This window comes from Silvibacterium acidisoli (assembly GCA_022870745.1).
Taxonomy (GTDB): Bacteria; Acidobacteriota; Terriglobia; order Terriglobales; family Acidobacteriaceae; genus Silvibacterium.
Map to the genome: position 1 here is coordinate 5192889 of CP085323.1, position 25010 is coordinate 5217898.

16 protein-coding genes are annotated in these 25010 nt (G+C 57.8%); 9 read left to right on the forward strand and 7 right to left on the reverse strand.

All coding sequences use genetic code 11. The annotated features are described in order from the left end of the window. Positions 1–2 precede the first annotated feature (2 nt). Together LJD29_RS21215 and LJD29_RS21220 are read right to left on the reverse strand one after the other, a co-directional pair. Positions 3–782, reverse strand: a complete 780-nt coding sequence (locus tag LJD29_RS21215) for a LytR/AlgR family response regulator transcription factor (protein ID WP_446743577.1) — start codon at positions 780–782, stop codon at positions 3–5. Continuing rightward, a complete protein-coding gene (locus LJD29_RS21220; protein WP_446743578.1) occupies positions 779–1681 on the reverse strand; it encodes a sensor histidine kinase in 903 nt (300 codons plus the stop codon). Before LJD29_RS21220 ends, LJD29_RS21215 begins: the two co-directional genes overlap by 4 nt. A 481-nt stretch (positions 1682–2162) precedes the next feature. On the opposite strand from LJD29_RS21220, the gene LJD29_RS21225 reads away from it, so the two are divergent. The 5 genes from LJD29_RS21225 (at position 2163) to LJD29_RS21245 (ending at position 14635) form a co-directional block, all read left to right on the forward strand. Next, on the forward strand, positions 2163–3365 hold the full coding sequence (locus LJD29_RS21225; RefSeq protein WP_446743579.1) for an efflux RND transporter periplasmic adaptor subunit: 1203 nt from the start codon (positions 2163–2165) through the stop codon (positions 3363–3365). A gap of 27 nt (positions 3366–3392) precedes the next feature. Next, entirely contained in the window at positions 3393–6488 is a 3096-nt protein-coding gene (locus tag LJD29_RS21230) for an efflux RND transporter permease subunit (protein ID WP_446743580.1), read from the forward strand. A gap of 102 nt (positions 6489–6590) precedes the next feature. Continuing rightward, positions 6591–8174 (forward strand): sulfatase-like hydrolase/transferase, encoded by a 1584-nt coding sequence (locus LJD29_RS21235; protein WP_446743581.1) that lies wholly within the window; start codon positions 6591–6593, stop codon positions 8172–8174. A gap of 406 nt (positions 8175–8580) precedes the next feature. Further along, the gene (locus tag LJD29_RS21240) at positions 8581–11922 is read left to right on the forward strand and encodes an outer membrane beta-barrel protein (protein ID WP_446743582.1); all 3342 of its coding nucleotides are present in this window, start codon (positions 8581–8583) and stop codon (positions 11920–11922) included. A gap of 154 nt (positions 11923–12076) precedes the next feature. Continuing rightward, positions 12077–14635 (forward strand): ABC transporter permease, encoded by a 2559-nt coding sequence (locus LJD29_RS21245; protein ID WP_446743583.1) that lies wholly within the window; start codon positions 12077–12079, stop codon positions 14633–14635. Here LJD29_RS21245 and LJD29_RS21250 read toward each other — a convergent pair. Further along, the gene (locus LJD29_RS21250; RefSeq protein ID WP_446743584.1) at positions 14613–15479 is read right to left on the reverse strand and encodes a hypothetical protein; all 867 of its coding nucleotides are present in this window, start codon (positions 15477–15479) and stop codon (positions 14613–14615) included. The two genes, LJD29_RS21245 and LJD29_RS21250, sit on opposite strands and share 23 nt — an antisense overlap. Before the next feature lie 144 nt (positions 15480–15623). On the opposite strand from LJD29_RS21250, the gene cyaY reads away from it, so the two are divergent. From cyaY to LJD29_RS21265, 3 genes are all read left to right on the forward strand, one after another. Continuing rightward, a complete protein-coding gene (cyaY, locus tag LJD29_RS21255; protein WP_446743585.1) occupies positions 15624–15959 on the forward strand; it encodes an iron donor protein CyaY in 336 nt (111 codons plus the stop codon). Positions 15960–16054: 95 nt separating this feature from the next. After that, positions 16055–17038, forward strand: coding sequence for an aldo/keto reductase (locus tag LJD29_RS21260; protein ID WP_446743586.1), 984 nt, complete (start codon positions 16055–16057; stop codon positions 17036–17038). 162 nt (positions 17039–17200) lie between these two features. Beyond that, positions 17201–18157, forward strand: a complete 957-nt coding sequence (locus LJD29_RS21265) for a hypothetical protein (protein ID WP_446743587.1) — start codon at positions 17201–17203, stop codon at positions 18155–18157. Between the two features lies 1 nt (position 18158). Here LJD29_RS21265 and LJD29_RS21270 read toward each other — a convergent pair whose 3' ends face one another. Continuing rightward, positions 18159–19745 (reverse strand): carboxylesterase/lipase family protein, encoded by a 1587-nt coding sequence (locus LJD29_RS21270; RefSeq protein ID WP_446743588.1) that lies wholly within the window; start codon positions 19743–19745, stop codon positions 18159–18161. A 24-nt stretch (positions 19746–19769) separates the two neighbouring features. Beyond that, a complete protein-coding gene (lysA, locus tag LJD29_RS21275) occupies positions 19770–21059 on the reverse strand; it encodes a diaminopimelate decarboxylase (RefSeq protein ID WP_446743589.1) in 1290 nt (429 codons plus the stop codon). A 1105-nt stretch (positions 21060–22164) separates the two neighbouring features. Here lysA and LJD29_RS21280 point away from each other — a divergent pair. Next, positions 22165–22365 carry a hypothetical protein gene (locus tag LJD29_RS21280; RefSeq protein WP_446743590.1) on the forward strand — a complete coding sequence of 67 codons (201 nt, stop codon included), beginning with the start codon at positions 22165–22167 and terminating at the stop codon, positions 22363–22365. A 1104-nt stretch (positions 22366–23469) separates the two neighbouring features. Here the strand turns inward: LJD29_RS21280 and LJD29_RS21285 are convergent. Together LJD29_RS21285 and LJD29_RS21290 are read right to left on the reverse strand one after the other, a co-directional pair. Continuing rightward, entirely contained in the window at positions 23470–24426 is a 957-nt protein-coding gene (locus LJD29_RS21285; RefSeq protein WP_446743591.1) for a beta-propeller fold lactonase family protein, read from the reverse strand. Between the two features lie 146 nt (positions 24427–24572). Further along, positions 24573–24944: a response regulator gene (locus tag LJD29_RS21290; protein ID WP_446743592.1), complete on the reverse strand. Its 372-nt coding sequence runs from the start codon at positions 24942–24944 to the stop codon at positions 24573–24575. Positions 24945–25010 lie beyond the last annotated feature (66 nt).

The window sequence follows — 25010 nt, forward strand, 5'->3', positions numbered from 1 at the left end:
GTCTATCGCATCTGCTTTCCATGAGACGCGATCAGATCCTGCCATCCCTTCCGGCTCATCCTAAGCCTCAAGCCGCTGTGCAGAACTACTGCGCCCTCACTGCGACTGGCATGAAAGATCTCGCGCACCCTGTCGACATTGACGATGATGGAGCGATGGATTCTCACGAACTTTCGGGGATCGAGTGTGCAGGCCATCTGCTTGATCGTTTCACGCAGCATGAAGGACTTTGGCCCAACGTGAAGACAGCAATAATAGTCTGCCGCTTCGACCCAATCGATCTCCGTGACTGTTACAAACGTGTCCTTGCCGCCGTTCGGCACGAGCAGACGCGTGGGATACCGCTCTGAGTTCGTGGCGTCAGCCAGTCCCGCCAGCACAGATCGGAGTTGCTCCTGCGTGGCGAGCGCACGATCGGCTGCCAGCCGTTCGCGGACACGGGTCACAGCTGCACTCAGGCGTTCCGCTTCAACAGGCTTCGTAAGATAATCAATCGCCTCAATACCGAAGGCCTGGACCGCATAGTGAGGGTGCGCCGTGACGAACACAACGGCCGGCGAGGCTAAAGCTTCAGTTCGCGCGAGCGCCTCAAATCCGTTGTGAACCGGCATCTGTATATCGAGAAAGAGTACGTCGATCGATGCATCGCGCAAGGCCGAGACGACCTCGCGGCCATTTCGGCATTCGCCTGCTATCTCAACCGCTTCATCGCTCGAAAGCAAATAGCGAAGCCGCTCACGCGCCAGCGGCTCATCGTCGGCAATCAATGCTTTCAGTTTCATCCCAGGTTCGGTTCGTAGGGTATGGTTATGGCCACTTCGAATTCGCCGTACTCGACGGCCTGGGCGGTCATTGCATGCCGCTCCGGGTAGAAGTGCGCAAGCCGCTCGCGAGTATTCTTCAGGCCGATTCCGTGACCGCTCGATTCACTCTTCACAGAGACGTCGGGAACGGTATTCGAAACACGAAACTTCAACTGCGTTCCCTCAAGCTTCGCCGACGCTTCAATACATGAAGCATCCTCGCATTGCGCTACGCCATGGCGAATCGCATTCTCCATGATGGGCTGGAGAAGGAAACAAGGCACCAGTCCGTTCAAAGCTTCGGGATCGATCCTGAGATCAAAACGCAAGCGATCTGCGAAACGAACCTGTTCAATGGCCAGATAGTTCTCGACGATCTCCAGCTCCTGCCAGAGGGGAACTTTCTGCGGAGCGCTGCGCTGCAGAGTCGACTTCAAAATGCTGTTCAAATGAGAAAGCATCTCCGAAGCCTCTTGCTGGCGCCCAAACTCAACGAGAGAAGTAATGGCATTCAGCGTGTTGAAGAGAAAATGCGGCTCGAGCTGCATCTGCAGGGCGTGCAGCTGCGCTGCAGATAGCTGACGCTCCAGTTCGAGAGAGCGAATCGCTTCGTTCTGCGCGCGGAGCCGTGCCTGCATGACGCCGGTGATAGCAAAGACGAAACCGTAGATCAATATCTCGATGCCGAAGCGGTTCAGGTTCATGAGATAGCGCCACATCATCTTCGACGATGCTTCGTCCCATCCAAGAACGAAACCGAGGCTCCAGAGCAGGAAGAGATGAGTACCCGCAAGCAGTGAGCCCATGAGCAGATGAATCGAAATAGAACGTGGGGTAAAGCTTACAGCGATAGGAAACCGGCGGCTAAGGACCCACATGCCACTTGCTATGCACGCCCACCAAAGCCAGAATACGCTGCCATAAATCAATGATGGAATGTGTGTGACAGAATGGCATTCGCTGGCCGTCGCCGCAGCGAGGCACATGGCCAGACCGTACGGAAACAGGTGTCCACCGGCATGGACCTCACGGCGCGGACCATCTGTTGACTGCGACAGTGGAACAGGTTGTTGTATAGCGTCGATTGCATTCATCCCGAATGCCTCCATACAGACGGACCGTGCATACCAGGCTTGCAGACGGCACCATGTCCTTCCAACCAGTATCTTCTCAACTCCCGCCCGGTTTCAGAAGTTTGCAGCCAACCCTGCAGATTTTGCAAGGAAGGGCGCTTTCCTGTCGAGGTGCGCGACGTCGTGCAGCCGCCACGAGGGCTTCCCTGCAAAGGCCGCCTCTCCCGCTGCATTCCGCTGGCATCGCCCTATCGCGGTACAGATCCTGTAGACGAGGTCCGATGCCATGAACCGAATCGCACAGCTCTCGACGTGTGTTCTAACCGGATGCCTGCTTATCAGCGGCTGCCAACGTGTATCAGCGAAGACAGAGGACCAGGCGGCAAACGGCGTGCCGGTCCGTGCTGTGCGCGCTGATGTCCGGGATGTGCCCTTCGAGATTGCCGCAGTAGGAACAGTAGAGGCGATTCACAGCGTCTCCGTTAGAGCCCGGGTCACCGGCCCCATTGCACGCGTGGCTTTTACAGAAGGTCAGAACGTTACAAAAGGCCAGTTGCTGTTCACGATCGATCGGGTTGCTCTGGACAGGCAGGCCGCCGAACAGAAAGCAGCAGAAGAGCGGGATGCCGCCATGGAGGAACAAGCTCGAGCCGTCCTGGCGCGTGACGCGGCTTCAGAGAAGCAGAGCCGTTCGGAGGCTGGAATCGCAGTCAAGCTCGGGGAACTCGGTGTGATCTCAGGTCAGAGGGTGAATCAGCTGACTACCGCGCAGGATACCGCGAGTGCCGGGCTCGCAGCCGACAAAGCTTCACTGGCCGCAGCCGAAGCCACGTTGAAAGGAGACCGGGCACGGCTTGCGGAGCTCGAGCTTCAGCAGAGTCTGACGAGTGTCGATGCGCCTATCTCCGGACGGGCAGGTGCTGTTCTTGTGAAGGAGGGCAACCTGGTTAACGGCGCGGACACGACGCTCGTCACATTGCTGCAGTTGGCTCCCATCTACGCAACGTTCAGCGTGCCGCAGCAATCGCTGCCTGAAATCCAGCGCCTCAACGCGCAGGGCGCTCTGGCGGTCGAGGCGACAGACGACCAGGGTGTGCATGCGACAGGGCGGCTTGCGTTTATCGACAATACCGTAGACACGAACACTGGAGCAATCCAGTTGAAGGCGGCCTTCGCCAATACGGGCAATGGCTTATGGCCTGGAGAGTTCGTTCACGTGCGTCTTCGCCTGCGCCTCGAAAAGGCGAAGACAGTCGTTCCTGACGCATGCATCGAGGACGGGCTCGACGGGAAATATGCGTGGGTGATTCATGATGGTCGCGCCGCAATGACTCCGGTCTCTGTTGAGCGTGTCTATGCCCCGCAGGATGCGCAGGGGATGGCGGTGATCACCAGCGGCCTCCGGCGCGGCGATCTCGTCGTGACAGAAGGGCAACTTCGGCTCACGGCCGGAGCGCGTGTAGCCCTTCTCGGCAACCAGGGCTCGTGATTCAGACGAACACACGGAGGCACGAGCATGCGCATCACGAACTTCTTCATCGAACACGCCACGACTACGGCGCTCGTTACTGCGGCCATCGCCGGTTTTGGAGCCCTCAGCTACACCTCGTTGCCGGTTAGCAATCTGCCCGAGGTTGAGTATCCCAGCATCTATGTGTCGGCGAATCTGCCCGGAGCGAATCCTGATGTGATGGCTTCAATGGTTGCCACACCGCTTGAAAGCACTTTCTCGATGATTCCCGGGCTGGCCAGTATGACGTCCTCGAGCCAGATGGGGCAGACGAACATCAGCCTTCTCTTCGATCTCAACCGGAACATCGACGCAGCCGCGCAGGATGTTCAGGCCGCCATCGCCCGCGCTCAGGGCGACCTGCCGGCAAACATGCCGTCCCCGCCTGCGTACTCTAAGGTGAATCAGACGGATTCGCCGATTCTATGGCTTGAAATGTCATCGACGACAATGAACCTGGACGATTTCGCCCAGTATGCAAACGATGTCTTCTCCAAACGCATCGCCATGGTCAGCGGAGTTTCCCAGGTGCCGGTATGGGGACCCGAAAGGCCGGCGATTCGTGTGCAGGTTGATCCTGCGCGCCTTGCTGCCCACGGGCTCGACCTCGAGATGATACGCGCGGCTCTCACTACAAACAGCACCAGCCTGCCCTCAGGTACGCTGTATGGCGACGCGCACGACTACTCGCTGCAGACGAACAGCCAGTTGAATACCACCCAGCAGTTCTCGAATCTCGTTGTGGCGTGGCGCGATGGCGCGCCCCTGCGTCTTGACCAGGTAGCGACGGTAGCAGCCGGTTCCAGCAATGACAGGAGCCGCTTCTGGATCAATGGCCGACGTAGCGTGATCCTTGCAGTGCGCAAGCAGCCCGGAGTGAACACCGTCGAAGTGGCGGACCATGTGAAAGAAGTAGTCCGCACACTGGCTGCGTCACTTCCTCCAGGTGTCACTGTAGGTAAGGTCGCCGATGAAGCGGATACCGTTCGTGATGCGATTGCAGAGGTTAACAAAACACTGCTCATCACCATCGTGCTCGTGGTCGCGGTCATCTTCGCATTCCTCGGAACAGTCTCCTCGACACTGATCGCCGCGGCAACGATTCCTGTGTCTGTCCTGGGATCCTTTATTGCCATGCGCCTGCTCGGCTACTCCGTGGACATGTTCTCCATGATGGGCATCACGCTCTCGGTGGGCTTCATCGTCGATGATGCCATTGTGATGATCGAGAATATCGTTCGCCATCGCGAGATGGGAAAGAGCCGCATGCAGGCCGCGAAAGACGGCGCCTCTGAAGTTGGATTCACAATCATCTCCATGACCGTCTCATTAGTTGCGGTCTTCCTGCCGATTCTTTTTCTCAACGGTGTCCTGGGGCGACTCCTGCGGGAGTTCGCCGTCACAATCTCCGTCTCCATCCTGCTCTCCGGCTTTACCGCACTTACGTTGACGCCCATGCTGTGCGGCCGCTATCTGGGCGAACGCAACCATGGAGAAAGCGCATTCAGTCGATGGACAGAACGCGTGTATGGGCATATGGAAGGCCTCTACCGCCGCTCGCTCGACGTGGTGCTTCACCATCCGCGCATTACCACCGGAGCCAGCATTGCGATGAGCCTGCTTACCCTCATCCTGCTTGTCTACATGCCCAAGAGCTTCATGCCAAATGTGGATGTGGGCGGCTTCAGCGGACAGCTCGAAGCCTCGCAGAACACGTCCCTGGAACGGATGATTCATTACGGCGAACGAGTGAATGCCGCGATGCGGAAGCTGCCGTGGATGTCGAGTAACCTTTCCGGGATTGAGAACGTCAATGGCGGATGGCTTCACGTGAACTTATCCGATGATCCACGGCGCCCTCGCGCTGAGGTCATCATGGCGGAGCTGCAGAAGCAGCTCGATAGCATTCCGGGACTGAAAGTGTATCTGCGGCAGGATCATTTCCTCAGTCTCGGCCAGGACGAGGGACGTTCGCAATACTCCGCAATCCTGGAAGGGCCGGATGCAGATGAGCTTTACCGCTGGGCTCCCCGGCTCAAACAAGCATTGGATACGCTACCGCAACTGAACAATGTCTCGACCGACCTCAAAATCAGCTCGCCACGCGTTAACGTGGATATCCGCCGCGACCTTGCAATGTCTCTGGGAGTCGATCCCGAACGCATCGCAAATACGCTCTATGACGCTTACGGTAACCGCATCGCCAGCACAATTACCGTCGCCTCGCGCAAGTACGACATTATCGTCGGCGTGTCGGACGCATACCAGCGGGGTCCCTATGCGATCGACGGCCTGTATCTGCGCTCGAGCGCCGGAAGCCTCGTACCCATCAGTGCCGTGACAACTCGCAAAGAGACCGTTGCGCCGCTGACAGTCCATCATGCCGGGCAGTTTCCCGCGGTGACCTTCCAGTTCGATCTTCGCCACGGCTCCTCGCTCGACACAGCAACGACGCTCATCCGTAACACCGCAGCGAGCATCGGCATGCCTGCTACCCTGTCGTTTGCGTTCCAGGGAACAGCCGCCCAGTTCCAGAGTTCCCTGAAAGGCCTCGGGCTGCTGCTGGTCATCGCTGTGATGGTTATCTATCTGGTGCTGGGGATTCTGTACGAGAGCTTTATTCATCCCATTACGATTCTCTCCGGCCTGCCGCCTGCTGCGATCGGCGCAGTGTTCGCCTTGTTGCTCTGCGGGCAGGACCTGAACCTCTACTCTTTCCTGGGAATGATTCTGCTCATTGGCATCGTCAAGAAGAATGCAATCATGATCGTGGATTTCGCGCTGCAGGCCCAGAGGGAGCAGCATCTTGAACCGGCGGATGCAATCTACCAGGGCTGCATCCAACGCTTTCGCCCGATCATGATGACAACCATGGCCGCCCTGCTCGGAGCGATTCCTGTGGCTCTGGCAACGGGAGTCGGCGGAGAAGCTCGCCGGCCTCTGGGGATAGCAGTTGTTGGCGGCCTGCTCCTGTCTCAATTACTCACCCTGTACGTCACACCGGTGATCTACCTGAGCCTCGCATCGCTCGCAAAGAGACCGGCCTCGAGCCTGCCAGGGTTCATTGCCGAAGCGACCCCCGAGACCATTTCGCGAAGCTGAAAAACAGGACGCTACAAGAAGGCCGCCGCCTCCCATGGCATAGAGCGTCCCAAAGCTGATACTCCGTTCCGGCTTTGTTACGCTGTTGTTGGAGCGCTACGTATGGCTTCAGAAAACGAATCTATGGCTGTAGCGGGGACAGGAATGAAATTCGATGTGGGCTCAGTATCACGCCGTCAGTTTCTGCGCGGAGCCGCTGCGGGTACAGTGACCGCAGCCCTGGCTAGCAATTCGACGCAGGCGGAAACGAAAAAGACAGCGAGCAAGCCAAACATTCTCTGGATCATGTCTGACGAGCACAACTACGCCATCACCGGAGCCTACGGCAACGAGCTGGTTCATACGCCGCACATGGATTCGCTCGCAGCCAGGGGTATCACCTTTGACACGCACTACTGCAACTCGCCGTTGTGCGTACCCTCTCGATCGTCGATTACGGCCGGAAAGTACTGCTCACGCGTCGATACCTGGGGACTCACCAGCGAACTGCCGGATGCCAACATCCCATCTTTGCCGCGCGTACTGAACGCTGCCGGCTATAAGAGTTATCTATGCGGCAAACAGCACTACGATTACACCCGGCGTTACGGCTTCATCGAGTGGGGCGGAAACTTCAATAACAACTACAAGACCGGCAAAGGTCACCGTGACGCACCAACCCACCTCACTCAAGACCAGCTCTCAGACCGCTTTGAATCCTTCCATCCCGGCGATCATTCGAGCATCATGAACCACGATCAGAAGGTCACCGCCGGCGCTCTCGACTTTTTTGCTCAGCATAAGGATGCAGCAGAGCCTTGGTTTCTGTTCGTCGGCTATCTTGCGCCCCACTTTCCACTGACCGTTCCACAGCAGTACTTCGACCGTTACAAGGACAAAGTGCCTATGCCGGAGATTCCGGCGGGCTACCTCGATTCGCTGAGCTTGAATTACAGAGTGCAACGCGCCGGCTTCCAGGAGCTTGGCGTTCCTGAATCCGTCGTAAAGCAAGGCCGCGAATGCTATTACGGACTGACGAACTGGGTTGACGATGAGATCGGCAAAGTCCTGGCTGCACTCGAAGCGCACCCGACTGTTGCCGAAAACACGATCGTCATCTACAGCAGCGATCACGGTGAAAACATGGGCGAGCACGGCATGTGGTGGAAGAACAACATGTTCGAGACCGCCACTCGCGTTCCATTGATCATCAGCTTTCCCGGACGCTGGAAAGGCGGACAAAGGCGAAAGGGCGCCAGTTCGCACCTGGATCTCGTCCAGACGCTCGTTGAGCTCGGCGAGGGCGAGGCACCGAAAGACTGGAACGGAACCTCCATGGTGAGTTGGATGGACGACCCAAATCACAAGTGGAAAGATCTCGCGGTGAGCGAGTATTGGGCTCAGTTCACGGCAAGTGGCTACGGGATGGTGCGGCAGGGCGACTGGAAGTATGTCTACCACTGCGTGATCGATGCCGGCCATCCGGACGAGCATGAGCTCTATCATCTCGCGGATGATCCGAAGGAGCTGCACAACCTGGCTTCCAAACCAGAACACCGGCAGCGCATCGAGGCCATGCACAGAACGCTCGTCACGGAGCTGGGGCAGGACCCTAACCAGATCGAGCAGCGCAGCCGCGCCGGGCTCGCCGAGGGCTATCACCGTACCGATCCCAGACCGGATGCAAGGGCCGGCGAAGAAGGCTAGAGCTGACGTCCAGGCGGCGTCAAAGATCACTTACAAAAACCGTGGGGCACCCCACGGCCTACGTTTCCGGCTTGCATCCGCACAGCGGAGCATTGGCTGACGTATCGCTGCGCCCCGAAACGGCTTCATACGCAGCTCCCTTATAAAGGAAACTTTAGAAACCTCATCAAAGTTTTTAACTAAGGTTGACAAAGTATGTCACCAGCGCTTTAAATCAGTGCACGCATTGAGACTGACCCATGCAGCTCGACTGCGTCACGATTCTGTATACCGCGAGGCATGACACCGTCTCGCACATGCGCTCACCTGGCCGGTGACTCCACTCGCCAGCAGCTCGACCCATGGTTCGATCAAACGATCTTTACTTTAAGACTCCACAGTTCGCTGTTTCTGGAGAGTAATTTTTATGAGCAGGTTGAAATCTCTGTTGTCCATGGGTGCGCTTGCGCTGTCTTTCGCAGCCTGCACCGTCAGCCATTCCTATGCACAAAGCACGAACTCCGGCGACATTCGCGGCACGGTATCGGACACCTCCGGTGCACTCATCCCGGGCGCCAAGGTGTCGGTATTAAACGTTGATACCGGTGTTGCAAAAGATTACATCACCGATCAGGACGGGCTTTTCGATACCTCATCGATCATCGCCGGACACTATAAACTCACCTTCACCAAGGATGGTTTCGGCGAGACGATTCGCGGCCCAATCACGCTGCAGGTGGGCACCACAACGGTCAACGCTTCCCTTACCGTAGGCTCGACGACCCAGCAGGTGGTGGTGAACACGGACGATGTTCCTCTGCTCAACACTGAAACCAGCGAGCAGTCGACGACCATGGACTCGAAAGCCATGTCACAGCTGCCGAACGTTGGCACCGACTGGGAGTCGTTCTCCATCCTGCTGCCTGGCGCTCAGGGCAACACGCAGGGTACTTCCCTTTCGAATGGATGGCAGGGCAGCAACGATCCGCAGCAGTATGTATCGGCCAACGGCAGCCTGCCTTACAGCGCGATCCTTGCGGACGGCGCGGTGACGACGCTGCCTTCGAGCGGCAATGCCGATGTGTCGATCTTCGAAACAGTCTCCGAGCTCCAGGTCATCACGTCGAACTTCTCGGCGCAGTATGGCATCGGCGGCATCGTATTTAACCAGATCAGCAAGGGCGGCACGAACAGCTTCCATGGATCGGCCTACGAATACTTCCAGAACGATGCGTTGAACGCGGCCAACTATGGATTCGGCTCTGTAATCCCTGTGGTTCCGATCCGCTACAACAACTTCGGCGGATCGATCGGCGGCCCGCTGCTCAAGAAGAAGATGTTCTTCTTCTTTGACTTCGACAAGACGAACAACAATACAACCTACAACGGCTTCATCACCGTACCGACGCAGGCCATGCGTAACGGTGACTTTACCGGACTGCCGACGCTCTACGATCCGACGACGCAGACCGTCGTCAATGGTGTTCTGACCCGCCGTTCCTTCCAGGACGAGGGATACGGAAACAGGATTCCGGCGAACCTGCAGGATCCGGTCGCGAAGGCACTGCAGGCATACTATCCCCTGCCGAATGCCGGCACACCGAACCAGGCTACTCCGAACGCGAACTATTACTATTCCGGGCTGGTGAAGCTGCCGTATACCAAGTACTTTGGCCGCCTCGACTATGACGTAACGTCGAACAACCGCCTGACGATCACCGACACGCAGCGCGATAACCCGACCTACAATGCCGGAATCGGCTCGGCTTTCTGCCCCATGGATTGCGTCGATGGCGATGTGGATAGCAATGCTGCACAGATCTCCGACGTATGGAACATCAGCCCGACGACGATCAACGAAGCGCGCATGGGCTTCACCTCGGAGCTGAACTACTACATTCCTGAGTCTCTGAACCAGGGCATCCCGGCGAAGCTCGGCTGGCAGTTCGCCAAAGCCGATCTCTTCCCTACCCTCAACTTCAGCGGAATCTGCTGCTACAACCTGAACTCTGGCTTCCAGGTCTTCCAGAAGGAATTTGTCTACGACCCGTCCGATGTAGTCACGATGATCCGCGGCAAGCACATCATCCACTTCGGCGGCGAGTTCCTGATGTGGCAGGCCAACCAAGTGAACGGCAACAAGTACACGCCGGGCAACTTCAGCTTCAACGGAGCTTATACGCAATCCACCGTCGGTGACAGCGCCAGCGGCTACGATTATGCGGACTTCATGCTAGGCGATTCCCAATCATGGAGCGCCAGTGTGCAGCCCGAGTTTGGTGCGCGCATGAAGATGCCGCAGATGTTTGTTCAGGATGACATCAAGCTGCGGCCTAACCTTACTGTGAATCTTGGTGTTCGCTACCAGATCATGCACGGCTGGAACGAGGTCAAGAACAACATCGCGGCCTTCGATCCGAATGTCCTGAATCCAGCGACCGGCACGAATGGCGCCATCTGGTATGCGGCAACCGCAGCCAATGGCCGTCATGCATTGAATGCCGATGTGCTTGGCACGGTGCTTCCGCGTGTAGGCTTCAACTGGTCACCGAACCCGAGCACCACGGTTCGCGGCGGCTTCGGTGTGTACTCCTATGATTGGAGCACCAACACCTACGGCGCTGGTCTGGGCAATGCCTCGATCACCCAGGGCAGCTCCGCCGATCAGACCAACGGCATCACGCCAGTGGTTCAGCTTTCCGGTACCGGAGCGAACCTGCCTTACATCGGTCCGACAACCGACCCGGCAGCATTGAATGGACAGAGCGCAACCTACACGCAGTTCCACACACCGGTTCCAAAGATCTACCAGTGGAACTTTGCAGTGCAGCGTACGCTTGGCAACAACTACGTGGCGGAGCTCGCCTACGTAGCCAGCCACGGACTTAACCTCAGCTTCCCGGTCGACATCAACCAGGTGCCCGAAGGCCAGCTGAGCGCGAACGATACGCCGAACGGCCGCCCCTATCCCGCATTCCAGAGCATCAGCGGCAGCACCAACAACGCTATTTCCAACTACAACTCTCTGCAGGCCTCAATCACCAAGCGCCTTACCAACGGCCTGAGCTTTAACTTCAACTACGTCTGGTCGCACTTCCTCGACGATCAGGATTCTGCTGCCGAAGGCGGCATCGGCGGAACGCAGATCTACCAGAGCTCTTACAAGCCTTCGGCCAACTATGGCTCATCGAACTTTGACGCGCGGAACGCTCTCAAGGGCAACATCGTGTATCAGCTGCCTGTGGGCAAGGGCAAGATGTTCCTGAACAAGAGCAACTGGCTTGATGAAGCAGTGGGCGGATGGCAGGTTTCTTCCACCATGATCTTCAACTCGGGCAATCCGTACACGGTATACGTCGGCGGTCCGAACAACTCCTACTCACAGGCCGGCAACTGGTACCCCAATGTCGTCGGCAATACACGGCCTGAACATCGCACGATTGAGAACTGGTACAACGCTTCTGCATTCGCAGTGCCTGCTAACGGCACCTTCGGTGACATGCATCGCAACAGCCTTGTCGGTCCCGGACTTTCAGTCGTGAATCTCTCTGCTGGAAAAACCTTCCGGATACGTGAGGGCATCGATCTCCAGATCCGCGCCGATAGCACCAATGCCTTCAACCACCCGAGCTTCGGGCCGCCAAACCAGTCGTTGACGCCCGGCCCCGTAGTGAATGGAGTAACCACCATCGAGAACACGGGAACGAACATCTCCCAGGTTACGGTCGGCGGCCGCACCATGCAGCTGAACGCGCACCTTTCCTTCTAATTCCCAACCCGGGAGGCCGAATCGACGCGGCTTCCCGGTCTTTTTCATTCCTGCCTGCGCCTCTCACCATCCTCGGCGACACCATTCATCACAAAAACATTTTTTACGGAACTACGGCCATCCTGCCTCCGTAACTGCCGCCAGAGGAACGACGATGCAGACACTGCGGCAGGATATTGCGTACGCCCTTCGGCAAATGAAGATGTCCCCGGTCTTCACCCTTGCAGCCATGCTTACGCTGGCCCTCGGTATCGGGGCTACGACGGCAATCTTTTCCCTGATCCACTCGGTGATGCTCAAGTCCCTGCCGGTGGTCGATCCATCAAGCCTTTATCGCATCGGCCAGGGCAACGATTGCTGCGTAAACAACGGTCCGCAGGATCCGTGGGGCATGTTCCCTTACGAGCTTTACAAGCGCTTCACCGAAGCCGCGCCGCAGTTTGAGCAGGTAGCGGCATTCCAGGCCGGCGGCGCTGGTTTCAGCGTGCGCCGCAGCGAGACCGATCACGTCGCCAAGCCGCTCAACAGCGAATTCGTATCCGGCAATTACTTCCAGACCTTCGGCATCAAAGCCTTCGCGGGACGCATCATGATCCCCTCCGATGACCAGCCTTCGGCGACACCGGTCGCGATGATGAGCTATCGCGCATGGCAGAAGGAGTATGGTGGCGATCCGAGCGTAATCGGTTCATCCTTCGTGCTGAATGGTCACCCTGTCACCATCATCGGCATCACGCCGCCGGGCTTCTATAGCGAGACCCTTCGCAGCGATCCGCCTGCGCTCTATGTTCCACTGCAACAGGAGCCATTGCTGCAAGGTCCTAGCTCGATCCTCAAGCAGACGAACTCCTGGCTGCGCATCATCGGACGCCTCAAACCGGGCGCAAGCATACAAGGTCTGGACGGCAAGCTTACGGCGATCCTGCAGAACTGGTGGGTAACCGACTTCCCTGGGCAGGATCTGAAGGAATATCTGCCGCAGATCAAAGCCATGGCTCCCAAGCAGAAGTTAACCGTGATTCCAGCAGGCGGTGGAGTGGCTACCATGAAGGCCGATTATTCTGACAGCCTGCATATCCTGCTTGCCGTGTGTTGCCTCGTGCTGCTGATCGCCTGCGCGAACATCGCGAATCTCCTGATGGCTCGCGGAACCGCGCGCCGTCCTCAGACCTCGGTACGACTCGCTCTCGGTGCTTCGCGCAAGCGTCTCATCATGCAATCGCTTACGGAAAGCGTGGTGCTTGCGCTCTTCGGAGGGCTCGCCGGGCTGGTAGTCGCCTACGGCGGCGTGAAGCTTATCGTCGCGCTCGCCTTTCATAGTGCGCACTACGTTCCGATCGATTCGTCTCCATCGTTACCGATCCTCGCCTTCGGATTTGCACTCTCGCTTGTTACGGGACTGCTCTTCGGCACCGCCCCTGCGTGGATCACTTCGCATGCGAATCCCGCGGAAGCATTGCGCGGCGCGAACCGCAGCACACGCGACTCTTCCAGCCTTCCCCAGAAGATCCTGGTCATCATGCAGGCAACGCTGTCTATCGTGTTGCTCGCAGGCGCGGGTCTGCTCACGCGCAGCCTGCAGAAGATGCAGCACCAGGACTTCGGCTTCGAGACGGATCATCGCGTGAACATCTCGCTGGGCACGCCCTTTTCGGGCTATCCCTATGCAAAGCTCGATGCAACCTACCAGGCGCTTCAGGAGAGGCTTTCGCGCATTCCCGGCGTGGAGAGCGCGGCGCTTGCACAATACACACCGTTCACCGACAACTGGGGCGAGATGGTGATCCGCGAAGGCCATGGCGTACCGGACGTGAACACAGATCAGGGATCGTCCTGGGACCACGTCAGCGCGGGCTACCTGGAGCTGATGGGGCAGAAGATTCTTCGCGGGCGCAGCATCACCGAGCAGGACTCAGGAGCTACGCAGAAGGTTGCTGTCGTCGACGAGGCCTTTATCCGCAAGTTCTTCAAGCCGGGCGAAAACCCGATCGGCGCGCATTTCGGACTGGATAAACCGCAGTACAGCGGCACTTACGAGATTATCGGGGTCGTGCGGGAAGCCAATTACACCGACCCTGCCGGCAACTGGAGACGTCCGCTCTTCTTCGTGCCGCTGGCCCAGCACGTCAAGTACGACATCCCGATGATGCAGAACGTGGAGGATCGCACGCACCTGATTGAAGCAGCCGTGCTGAAGCTGCACGGCAATATTACCAATCTTGAACCGCAGGTGCGCCAGGCGCTGGCCGATGTGAATCCTGATCTCACCCTGATCGAAATTCGCACCATGGACCAGCAGGTTGCGAACCGTCTCGATCAGAGGCGTTCGGTCGCGCAGATGACCGGGCTCTTCGGAATCCTCGCCCTGATCCTTGCCGCTGTTGGACTCTACGGCGTGACAGCCTACACGGTCGAGCGCCGTACCAGCGAAATCGGAGTTCGCATGGCGCTCGGCGCTAACCGTGTCAGCGTGATCGGCCTGGTTCTGCGCGGAGCTTTCGCGCAGATACTGCTAGGCCTGGCCATCGGCATCCCCATCTCGATTGGCTGCTCGCGGCTGATTGCGAACCAGCTCTACCAGGTCAAAGGATGGGATCCGCTCGTGCTCACCATCTCTGTCCTTGCGCTCGCCATCTGTGCTCTGTTCGCCAGTGTCATTCCCGCGCAGCGCGCCGCTTCGATCGATCCGGTTAAGGCGCTACGCGCCGAGTAGAGCCTCCAGCCTGCGCCACATTGGTAGATTCGGCGGCGGTATCGAGCAACTGCTTGGCCGCCGCGAGGCTGATGTCATGAGGCACTGCGTGGAAATCCGAACGTGATTCGCGCTGATCGTGGGTCACGTTCTTGAGTAGCAGGATCTTCCCCTCTACGTGGACCTCCACCAGGTCCGTTTTCCAGTGCGTATCGCTCACCTGCTCGCGCCCAATCTCAAAAGTCCCGCCCTTTTCGACGTGACCGAGGATTCCGTAACCGAAGTCCACCCGTTCCGTCCCTGTTCCCTTCATATTGATCAGGCGCTTCTGGCGCTGGTTCACCGTCAGCGTGCCCGCGAGCGTATGCAGGATGCGGGCCTCGTACCCCTGGGGCACAAAGGATGGATTGGGCTTGAATGCGAGCTTGACAACATCGCCCTGTGGATTGCCCTGGTATTCGTAAAGAAATGCGTCCGGTAGCATCTCCATGATCTTGCGCATCCGTGCTTCGTCCTGCAGATGGCTCTTTTCTACGTTGTCCATGGCTCCCGGGCGTTTCACCAGGTCATCGATGCGTGCCTCTTCCCGGTCGCGCTCCGTGGGGCTCAGCGGAGTGCCGTGATCGGTCAGGACACGAAAGATCGGACCATTCGAGGTCTCGACCTGCTCACGAACGAGGTTCTGTGCGCCAGCGACGCGCGCGCTCCGGTACTCCCAAAAACTATCACTTCCGCGATCCTGCATTTCGTTGTAGACAACGTCACGAACAAGCTGCTGTACGGGTTGAATGGGCGTGGGTCCCTGGGCTTGTGCTGCGAACGCAAAGCCAATCAAAGCGGCGACGAAAGATGCGCGAGTAAGCATGGTTCGGTTCACCTCAATGAGATGAGCATGGCATCGTTCGCGTTCTGCATTGCAAAACAGAAGATGAAATGCAGTAAAAATTGTGCAAATTACCACACAAAGGTAATCCCCATGGACCGCCGCGCCGGTTGTTACACTGGATGCATGATCGATGAAGCAGCCTTCCGCAAACACTCCGACCACGCCGTAAACGCGCTCAAGAAGAGCCTGATCGATGCCGAGGAGTCCGGCGAATTCGAGGTCGAGGAGCAGGGTGGCGTGCTGAACGTTGTCTTTGAGGAGCCGCCCGCGAAGTTTGTAATCACCCCCAATACCCCGGCGCGGCAAATCTGGATCTCGGCGCTCTCGACCAGCTTCAAGCTCGACTGGTCCGATGCCGAGAACGATTTCTACTCCCCGAAAGATGCGCTGACCCTGAAGCCCCTGGTGGCAAAGCTCATCAACCAGCAGATTGGCGGCGGCTCGGTCACTCTCGACTAGCCGCATTCCCCTCCAAATCGAATGCATTGAAACATCCGGCGGCGTCTTATCCGTCTTCCATACATCCAAGAGAAAGACTGTTCTCCGGAGAAACTATGGAATACGTGAAACTTGGCAAGACCGGCCTTACGGTCTCGCGCATCTGTCTCGGAACCATGACCTACGGGTCGAAGAAGTGGCGCGAGTGGGTGCTTGAAGAAGAAGAGGGACGCCCATTCATCAAGCGGGCGCTTGAAGCAGGCATCAACTTCTTCGACACCGCGGATATGTACTCGCAGGGCGTGAGCGAAGAGATCCTGGGACGCGCGCTGAGAGACTTCGGTCCATCGCGCGATCGCGTGGTGATCGCCACCAAGGTCTTCAATCCCATGGGCGACGACCCGAATCAGAAGGGCCTGTCGCGCAAGCACATCATGCATGCCATCGACGACAGCCTGCGCCGCCTCGGCACAGACTATGTAGATCTCTACCAGATTCACCGTTTCGATCCGGAAACCCCGATCGAGGAGACGATGGAGGCGCTCAACGACGTGGTTCGCGCCGGAAAAGCCTTGTACATCGGCGCTTCATCGATGTACGCCTGGCAATTCCAGAAGATGCTGCACGTTTCGGAGACTCACGGCTGGGCCCGTTTCGTGACCATGCAGAACCACTACAACCTGGTCTATCGCGAAGAAGAGCGCGAAATGATTCCGCTGTGCCAGGCCGAAGGCATCGGGCTGATTCCGTGGAGCCCGCTCGCGCGCGGCTTTCTTGCAGGCAATCGCAATAAAGAGGCGAAGGGCGAGACGCTTCGGTCGAAGACGGATGACTTCGCGCACAAGCTTTACTACCGCGATTCAGACTTTACCGTCGTCGACCGCATCACCGAAATTGCCCAGCGGCTCGGCGTGAATAATGCGCAGGTAGCGCTGGCGTGGATGCTGACAAAACCCGGCATCGCGGCCCCGATCATCGGCGCGAGCAAGATGAGCCACCTCGAGGACGCCCTGAAATCGCTCGAGATCAGACTCACTGCAGACGATGTGAAGGCACTCGAAGAGCCCTACGAGCCGCATCCGGTTCTCGGCCACTCCTGAACTACTTGACCGCAGCCACCGTTCATCCGGTTTCATCTGGATGAACGGTTGGCCACAATCTTTCCGTCACTTGGGAAACTCCCGGGCCGCATCTCCAATCCTGCATCCAAAGGGCTATACGCAGTAGCCGCATGTAAGGATATTTTTCCCCAGGAGAAGCGATTGACCAGGTTCGTACGGGTGCTGCAGTTGAGCTGTATCGCCGCAGCGACAGCTTCCGCCCAGCAGCCCGCGAAACCGCCGGCTGTGCCGCAGAACGCGCCCGTGCGTGGAGCTGTACACGTCGAGATGAAAAATGGACTCTTCCACGTCCTCGATGATGTCACTGTACGTGTGCCCAAAATGGATGGCTGGATGGTGCCTCGCGATAGCCAGACCGTGAGCCTCGATGAAGTACAGTCTTTTACCCTGCAGATTGTTTCCGGTGAAACCCGTCTTCGCGATGACCAGCTCGCGCGTCTGGCGAACGAATACGTGCTTCCTCATTCAGAGTCGCCGCTGAGCGATCTGCAACTGCATTTCGAAGATGGCATGATCGTCGTAAAGGGACACCTGAAGAAAAAACTAGGCTTACCCTTTGAAGGCAAAGCGACCGTCAGTCTTGCCGGCGCCAGCAGAATTCGCCTGCACTTTACCGACATCACGGTGGCAGGGATCATTAAAAAAGGCGTGCTTGACGCGCTGGGGATCAAACTTTCGAAGGTTGCGCAGCCGAAGCGCGGCTGGAAGTACCAGGTGCAGGACGATGACATCATCCTGCCGTTGCTCTCCATCTTTCCGCCGCCGAAGGTGCTCGGCAAGCTGACCTCTGTGCGCATTGAGGGCCAGGAGCTGGTGCAGGTGTTCGGGCCGTCCGGCAGCAGCGTGGAGCCGCCGGCTTTCAATGCGCCGAACTACATCTATTTTCGCGGCGGACGGATGCGCTTCGGCAAGCTGACGATGGAAGACGTCGACCTCGAGCTGGTCGATAAGGATCCATCGAACTATTTTGATTTCTCATTGGCGCACTACCACGAGCAGCTTGAAGCAGGATACTCGCGGTCCCTCGCCGATATGGGCCTGATTGTGTTTGTGCCCGACTACGAGAAGGTCGCCGGGCACAAACATAAAGAGGACTAGCTTACTGCTTCGGAGTCGACCAGACGCTATCGAGGAAGAGATAGCGGTCGCGCTGCGTATCCGGCCTTGCCTCTGACGTTTTGTCCAGATGCATCACCATCCAGTTTCCGCCGGCATTGTAGGTCGGCCACTTTGGCAGGCCTTCGCCATTCGGGTCTCCGGTGCGGGCGAAGTTGGTCCAGTAGCCCTGGATCTGCTGCGACAATGCATAGTCTTCCGGCCGCATCTTCGCGCCGACGCGCGAGTCGAGCGTGCCGAAGACATACTCGATGTCATCGGAGTGGAAAGCCAGCGGGTTCACGCCATGGAAGTGGTCGTCCGGAGCAGGCAGATCGAAGCTGTAGCGATAGACGGGTGAGTTGCCGGTTTTCACCTGTGCTTCGAGCCAGCGCCAGGTGGAGTAGGCGATGAAGCGATCGTCTGCGTAATCCCCTGCTGACTGCTGCGCCTCTTCGTCCGTCTTGCCCGGATACAGTTCGAAGAACTTCTTCGCATTCGAACCGAATTCGGCTTCTTCTTTCGTCTGGTAGCTGTCGGCGGTGATGGCAGGCTTCATGCGTAGCAGTCCGCTGCGTACTTCATCCTTATTCCAGCCGGCGAGCACGGGAATATGCGCCTGTTTGCCTGCGGCGAAGATGTTCGGCACGGAGTCAGGCAGGAACCAGCCATCCACGTCCGGAGAGAAACGCAGCTCCCCACCGTCGAGATGGCTGTTCGCCGCTTTCACAAGATCAGCGGGGGAGAGCTTGCGCAGGTCGGCGAGCTTGGTGGTGTTGAAGTTCTTCTGCGCCCACTTTATCGTGTCCTGCTCGCGCTCTTCGCGCGCTTCGTAGGCGAGGCTCGCGCTGTTAAATGCGCCGCCGCTCTCGCCGATGGCCTTCTGCATCAGGTCCTTTGAGAGCGGAGACGCCATCAGGGTGCTGACGGCGAAAGATCCGGCCGATTCGCCGAAGATCGTAATGTTCTTCGGATCGCCACCGAAGGCAGAGATGTTCTTCTTGACCCAGGCCAGCGCTGCAGCCTCGTCCATCAAGCCATAGTTGCCGGAGGCATGATGCTTCGACTCCGCGGTCAGTTCAGGATGAACGAAGAAGCCCATCACGCCAAGGCGGTAATTCATCGACACCACGACGACATTCTTGTGCGCAAGGAACTGACCATCCTGACGAGGCTCGGATGCGCCGCCACCCTGGAAGCCACCGCCATAGATCCAGACCATCACCGGAAGGCTGCCCTTCTTCGCATCTGCAGGGGCCCAGACGTTCAGGTTCAGGCAGTCTTCGCTCTCGCCCGCGTCCTTGAAGGCCATGTCATCGAACGATCCGGTCTGGATACAGTGGTGTCCGAACTCCTTCGCCTGGAAGGTGTCGTTCCACTTCGCAGCCGGTTGCGGCGGCTGCCAGCGCAGGTCGCCAACCGGCGGTGCAGCGTACGGAATGCCCTTGAAGGCACGGACCTTGTGATCGTCAGTGTAGGTGCCCTCAACCTTGCCCTTGTCCGTCTTGATCTGGAGCTGGTCAGCGGCGTGAGCCAGCGGCACGGCGAGTGAAAAAGCGAGCGGCAGAAATTTCAGCGAGCGCAGAATCATCAATTTTCTCCGGAAGCCAAACTATCACAGCATTTCAGTAGCAAACAGGTCCGAAGTCGTTTCGCGACGGCGAATGAGATTTGCCTTCTTGCCCTGAACCAAAACCTCCGCGGGCCGGGGCCGAGTGTTGTAGTTCGAAGCGAGCGACTGGCCGTAGGCTCCGGCATCGAGAATTGCGACCAGGTCGCCGGGAGCCACCATCGGCAGCTCGCGGTCACGGGCAAAGAAGTCTCCCGACTCGCAAACCGGTCCGACGATATCCGCCGTAAGCTTGCGCGATCCCTTCGGAGCAGCCACCGGCACGATCTCATGGTGCGCCTGGTAGAGTGACGGGCGGATCAGGTCGTTCATACCTGCATCGGTAATGACGAAGGTCTTCTTGCCGTTCTTCTTGATGTAAAGCACTCGCGCCAGCAGTGCCCCGGCCTGCGCGACGAGAAACCGCCCTGGCTCCAGCAGCAGTGTAATGTCCTCAAGCTGGCCAATGGATTTCTCGACGGCAGCCGCGTACTGTTCGACTTTCTTCTCAGGATGAAACGGCTTCGAGGCGTGATACTCGATGCCGAGGCCGCCGCCTGCGTCGAGGTACTGGATCGGCAGCCCGTCCTTGCGAAGCTGACGAATCAAGCCAACGACGCGGCTGGTGGCTGCTCCGAAGGGCTCGGCGCTCTGAATCTGCGAGCCGATGTGCACGCTCACGCCTGCCGGCTCGATGAACTTCTGCGCTGCCGCATGCTTGTAAACAGTCCGTGCACGCTGGATCGCAATGCCGAACTTGTGCTCGCTCAGGCCTGTGGAGATATAGGGGTGTGTCTCAGCAAAAACGTCGGGATTCACGCGCAGGGCGATGCGGGCGCGCTTGCGCAGCTTCGACGAGCGCTCCGCCAACAGCTCCAGTTCGCCTTCACTCTCGACATTAAAGAGCAGGATGCCAGAGCGCAGCGCCAGATCGATCTCCGGCGCGGTCTTGCCGACGCCAGAGAAAACCACCCGGCCAGCAGCGGATTTGTCCGCCATCAACACCCGCTCCAGTTCGCCACCGGAGACGATATCGAAGCCCGCACCTTCCGCCGCCAGCAGCTTCAGAATGCCAAGCGCCGAGTTCGCCTTGACCGCATAGCAGACAACGTGGCGCTGGTTCGCGAACGACTTGCCGAAAAGACGGAAGCGGCCAAGAATGTGGTCCGCCGAATACACGTAAAGCGGCGTGCCATGCTTTTTGGCCAGCGCTTCGAGCGAAACATCGCCGCAGGTAAGAGCAGACTTCGCATCAGCGCGCTGAAAGGGACGAACAGAGAACGAATCGGAAACCACGGAACCTCGTGCGTTAGGGTTTCTCTAGAGTGTAAAGGAGCAGTCAGGCATTCCTCCAGAGACGACAAACGGGTGCCCCATTCATGACGCAGCTTCATCGCGGCATGAGTGGGATGGCACAGCCTTGGACCTGAGATTGAGGACCGTATGGAGAGTGAGGAGTATCTTCAACTCGTTCGAAAGACCTTTCGCATTTGGGATGAGGCGGATACCGCTGAGAAGCGAGGGCTACTTGTCAATCTCATCACCAACGCGGCAGGTAAGCGAATCGTATCTGATGACATCCTGCGATTGTTCCTAAACTGGATTTATGCTTTTCACGAAGCGCACTTCGCCGTCATCCGCGAAATCCATAACAGTCCTAGTTCCACTCGATATGACATCTGGGTCGCGATTTATGGCGAGACGATTCCTAGGGACGACTCGGCGGATGCTGACGTATTCAAGATGCTGGTCTCTGACCTGAACATTGGCCGAGTCATCCGTTTGCGCAGGGATTCAGACCTACAAGGGCGGTGGCAACGTAAGACGCCCGCGCGTCGGGCGCCCAGCAGACGACCTTAGAATCGGCGTTTGAAGACACAAAGCCCTGGGTGCTGACAGAACTCGGCAGCCAGTTCGTCAGCTACGCGATGACTGAACTAGTACAGCAACTGAATGCGTCATCACAAGTCGAAGGCACGCAATGATGTGCTGATGGCATATTACTCGTGCCAGCAAAGACGATGTCACTCCCTATAAGTCGGCTTGTAGCCAGCAATCCGGCTGGGCGACTCCTCTTCTCCGGTTTCAGGTCTCAGCTCACCATAACCGCGTTTGTCGGGAGTAATTCGCTGTAGTTGCCGAAAAGGCGGCTTTCAGGAAGTCGCTCAAACTCATCTATATTTGAAGGTGAAGAACGAACGTCCTACAGAAACGTCGTGGAGATAAACACGGTGTCTGCAAGCTGATCATGCTGCCTAATTCAATCTTCTTCAACATCCCATTCATCATTTTGTATGCCCTCGGCGGGGCAGCAATCGGCGTCCTCACAGGTTAGCTCTTAGCCCTAACGACAAGGGTAAAGGCTAAGCATCTGCATGACGGAATCGCGGGAGCATTGGGGTTGACGCTTGGCATCATCGGGGCGAGCGCAATCCCCTGGCCAATGAACACCATCTACTACAAATTGGCGGGTGGCACAGAGGTCACATCAACCTCAAACCGCTTCCAGCATCCTGCATGGGTGGGCATTGGAGTTGCTATTGTGCTGCCGGTGATCTATGAACTGTACCGTCGCAAGAAAGCCCGCGCCTGGAACGCTTGAGCGGTTCTTAGCGATGCGGTTAGGGTTAGGGTCGAAGTTGCCGAAAGCGCGACTTTGCGGGAGTGCCCCGTCTCACCTTCTTTGAAACCAGACTCCGGTGCCTGAATCTGGGTCTCCGACTATCCAGTACAAGCGATACGGCTTTGAATGTCCTGCCACCTCTAGCCCTGCATATGAACCGCTTTGGCACGAGCCAAGATGTTCGTCTGAAACGACCGTCAAGCGAATACCGTCATCATCAGGCCCCGCCCAGCTTCCTCTCCCAGAGAGAGTACAAGTGGACGTGCCGAAGTCAGCCGGTAGATTAGCAACTGTCATCGACCCATCGGCCTGCAAGGTAAGGCTGGCAGGTGCGGGAGGTCTGCCTTCGTCTAGATGGCGTTCAGATTCCATGTAGTGACCAACAAGCTCGTGGCGTGGTGGAACCCGCCCTGGGCGGTTCCAGATCGCAGGAGGGCCGAACAAAGCCCCAGCCAAGTTGTTTGCCATGAAGAAACCCATAAGCAAGACAGGCAAGGCGATGAGTCCAATTGGAACAAGCGCCAGTAACCACCAATTTGAGAACCGCTTGCCGAAAGCTCGCACAGAAGAAGTCTAAACGGCCTGCCTTATTCCACTCCCTGAAACAGCGTTATCGGCAACTACAATTAGTACCGATATGTCGGCATATCGCCAGTAGTTGCGCTTCATCCTTTCGGAGCATGCCTTTAGACACTGGATAGGTGATACGCGCTCGTCAGATGTGACGCGAACCGTGAAACGGGAATAAACTCATCGCAAGTCCTACACAGGATTTCGGTATGACGGCGACCACCATGTCCATTCGGGCACTGCCGAATGTCGTCTCTACCGAACCAAATCACTGCACAAGTGGGGCATTGGTAGAAGCCGCTCTCTAGAAGTTCTCCTTCTTCGACGGTCAGCGGTTGGCCTTTACCGGTTGGCATATAAAGATTCCTCCTCATGAAACTCGATGCGACAACCATTATCCCGCTTTGGCGATTCTGACCACCACCGGAGTTCGATCGGGTCGAACGTGATAGCTCCTGATGAGTCGGCTTCTCGTCAGTAATCCACGCCAGTCGCAATCTTAGACTTTCAAAGCTACTCGACCCAGGCCAGACCGTCGGCTCCGTCGCCTGCTGCGATCATCTTATTGATCTTCCACTGTGACAGATCGATCTCCGCCACATTGTGCGATGAACCGCAGGAGGCATACGCGACCTTGCCGTTCGGGCGAACGACAATCTCTGTCGGCAGACCGGGCGTGTCGATGGTGTGAACCACCTTGTTCGTCTTCAGATCGACCACCATCACCTGCTTCACCGCCTCGCTACCGACCAGCAGGTAGTGACCGTCGATGGTTGAAGCCGTTCCGTAGCCGAACGCGGGCAGGTCGATCCATCCGCGAACCTTGTCGGTTGCGGTGTCGATCATGGCGAGCCGCGGCTTGACCTGGTCCGCAGTAAACACCGTTTTGCCATCGCGAGAGATGGAAATACGCTGGGTCGTCTTCGCGATGGGAATCGTGCCGATGACCTTGCGGCCCTTTACATCTAGAACCGAGACCGTTCCCGGACCGACATTTGCCGTGTAAACCTTGCTGCCGTCCTTCGAGAAGACGAACATGTGCGACTCGTCCTGCCCGGTCGGGATCTTGCCCACGATCTCGAGCGTCTTCGGATCGATGATGGTGATGGCCTTGTCCAGTTCGGTCGTGACGTAGAGCATGCCACTGTGCTTGTCGTAAATCACAGCGTGCGGACGAACTCCATGGCCGAAGTCGACGCGATGGATGACCTTCTGCGAAGGGATATCGATCACCACCATTTCGTTGCCGTCGGTTCCCGGCTTGCCTACGCCGCTGTTTCCGTAGATCGGCACGTAGGCCGTGCGACCATCGGGCGAGGCGGCAACTTCGTGGCCGGTGATACCGTCCTCGGGCACGGCGGCGATTTCCTTACCGGCATCGGCATCGATGATGCTGAGGGTGTGGTCGTGCTGATTCGCGACAAGCAATAGAGGCTTTGCGGCCACAGGCGGCTGCGAGGACAGGGACATGCAGACTCCCGAAAGAATGGCGAGGAATGTGTACGCTCTCATGGAGCGGCCATTTTAGCGGTGGGAAAGCAGGGATGGGAAGGGCTTCCTCCCATCCAAGACGATAAACCTGTCTTGGATGGGGCACCCAAAGTTACGGGCTGATTCTATGCGCGCAGACGCGCGATGAGGTCCTGCGGGTGAACCGGCTTGGCGAGGATCTCGAATTCGTGGCCCTGGCTGCGGGCGCGATCCAGCAGATCGGCGGTCGCTGCCTGGCCGGAGAAGAGCAGGATCTTGCACGAGGGCAGAACCTGGCGGATCTGGATGGCGGCATCGATGCCGTTGAGGTCGGTCATGATCACGTCGCTGATCAGCATGTCCGGGTGCCAGCTCTGGGCGCTTTCAACCGCCTTCTCGCCGCTGTAGACGGCCATCGCTTCAAATCCGCTCTGATTCAGGATGATGGCTAGGGTGTCTGCGATGACGCGCTCGTCGTCTGCAACCAGCACTTTCGGCTTTACCTGGGTCTCGGGCATTCTTTCCTGTCACTTTCCTTACGCGGTTAGATAGTGGGGTGATGTTGTTGAAGCTTTGTGTGAAAA

Excerpts from the sequence above, each read along its gene's own strand:
- LJD29_RS21230 (WP_446743580.1), top strand. The coding sequence starts at position 3,393 with ATGCGCATCACGAACTTCTTCATCGAACACGCCACGACTACGGCGCTC.
- LJD29_RS21240 (WP_446743582.1), top strand. The coding sequence starts at position 8,581 with ATGAGCAGGTTGAAATCTCTGTTGTCCATGGGTGCGCTTGCGCTGTCT.
- LJD29_RS21250 (WP_446743584.1), bottom strand. The coding sequence starts at position 15,479 with ATGCTTACTCGCGCATCTTTCGTCGCCGCTTTGATTGGCTTTGCGTTC.
- LJD29_RS21290 (WP_446743592.1), bottom strand. The coding sequence starts at position 24,944 with ATGCCCGAGACCCAGGTAAAGCCGAAAGTGCTGGTTGCAGACGACGAG.
- LJD29_RS21235 (WP_446743581.1), top strand. The coding sequence starts at position 6,591 with ATGGCTTCAGAAAACGAATCTATGGCTGTAGCGGGGACAGGAATGAAA.
- LJD29_RS21245 (WP_446743583.1), top strand. The coding sequence starts at position 12,077 with ATGCAGACACTGCGGCAGGATATTGCGTACGCCCTTCGGCAAATGAAG.
- LJD29_RS21215 (WP_446743577.1), bottom strand. The coding sequence starts at position 782 with ATGAAACTGAAAGCATTGATTGCCGACGATGAGCCGCTGGCGCGTGAG.
- LJD29_RS21225 (WP_446743579.1), top strand. The coding sequence starts at position 2,163 with ATGAACCGAATCGCACAGCTCTCGACGTGTGTTCTAACCGGATGCCTG.
- LJD29_RS21270 (WP_446743588.1), bottom strand. The coding sequence starts at position 19,745 with ATGATTCTGCGCTCGCTGAAATTTCTGCCGCTCGCTTTTTCACTCGCC.
- cyaY (WP_446743585.1), top strand. The coding sequence starts at position 15,624 with ATGATCGATGAAGCAGCCTTCCGCAAACACTCCGACCACGCCGTAAAC.
- LJD29_RS21260 (WP_446743586.1), top strand. The coding sequence starts at position 16,055 with ATGGAATACGTGAAACTTGGCAAGACCGGCCTTACGGTCTCGCGCATC.
- LJD29_RS21285 (WP_446743591.1), bottom strand. The coding sequence starts at position 24,426 with ATGTCCCTGTCCTCGCAGCCGCCTGTGGCCGCAAAGCCTCTATTGCTT.
- LJD29_RS21220 (WP_446743578.1), bottom strand. The coding sequence starts at position 1,681 with ATGTGGGTCCTTAGCCGCCGGTTTCCTATCGCTGTAAGCTTTACCCCA.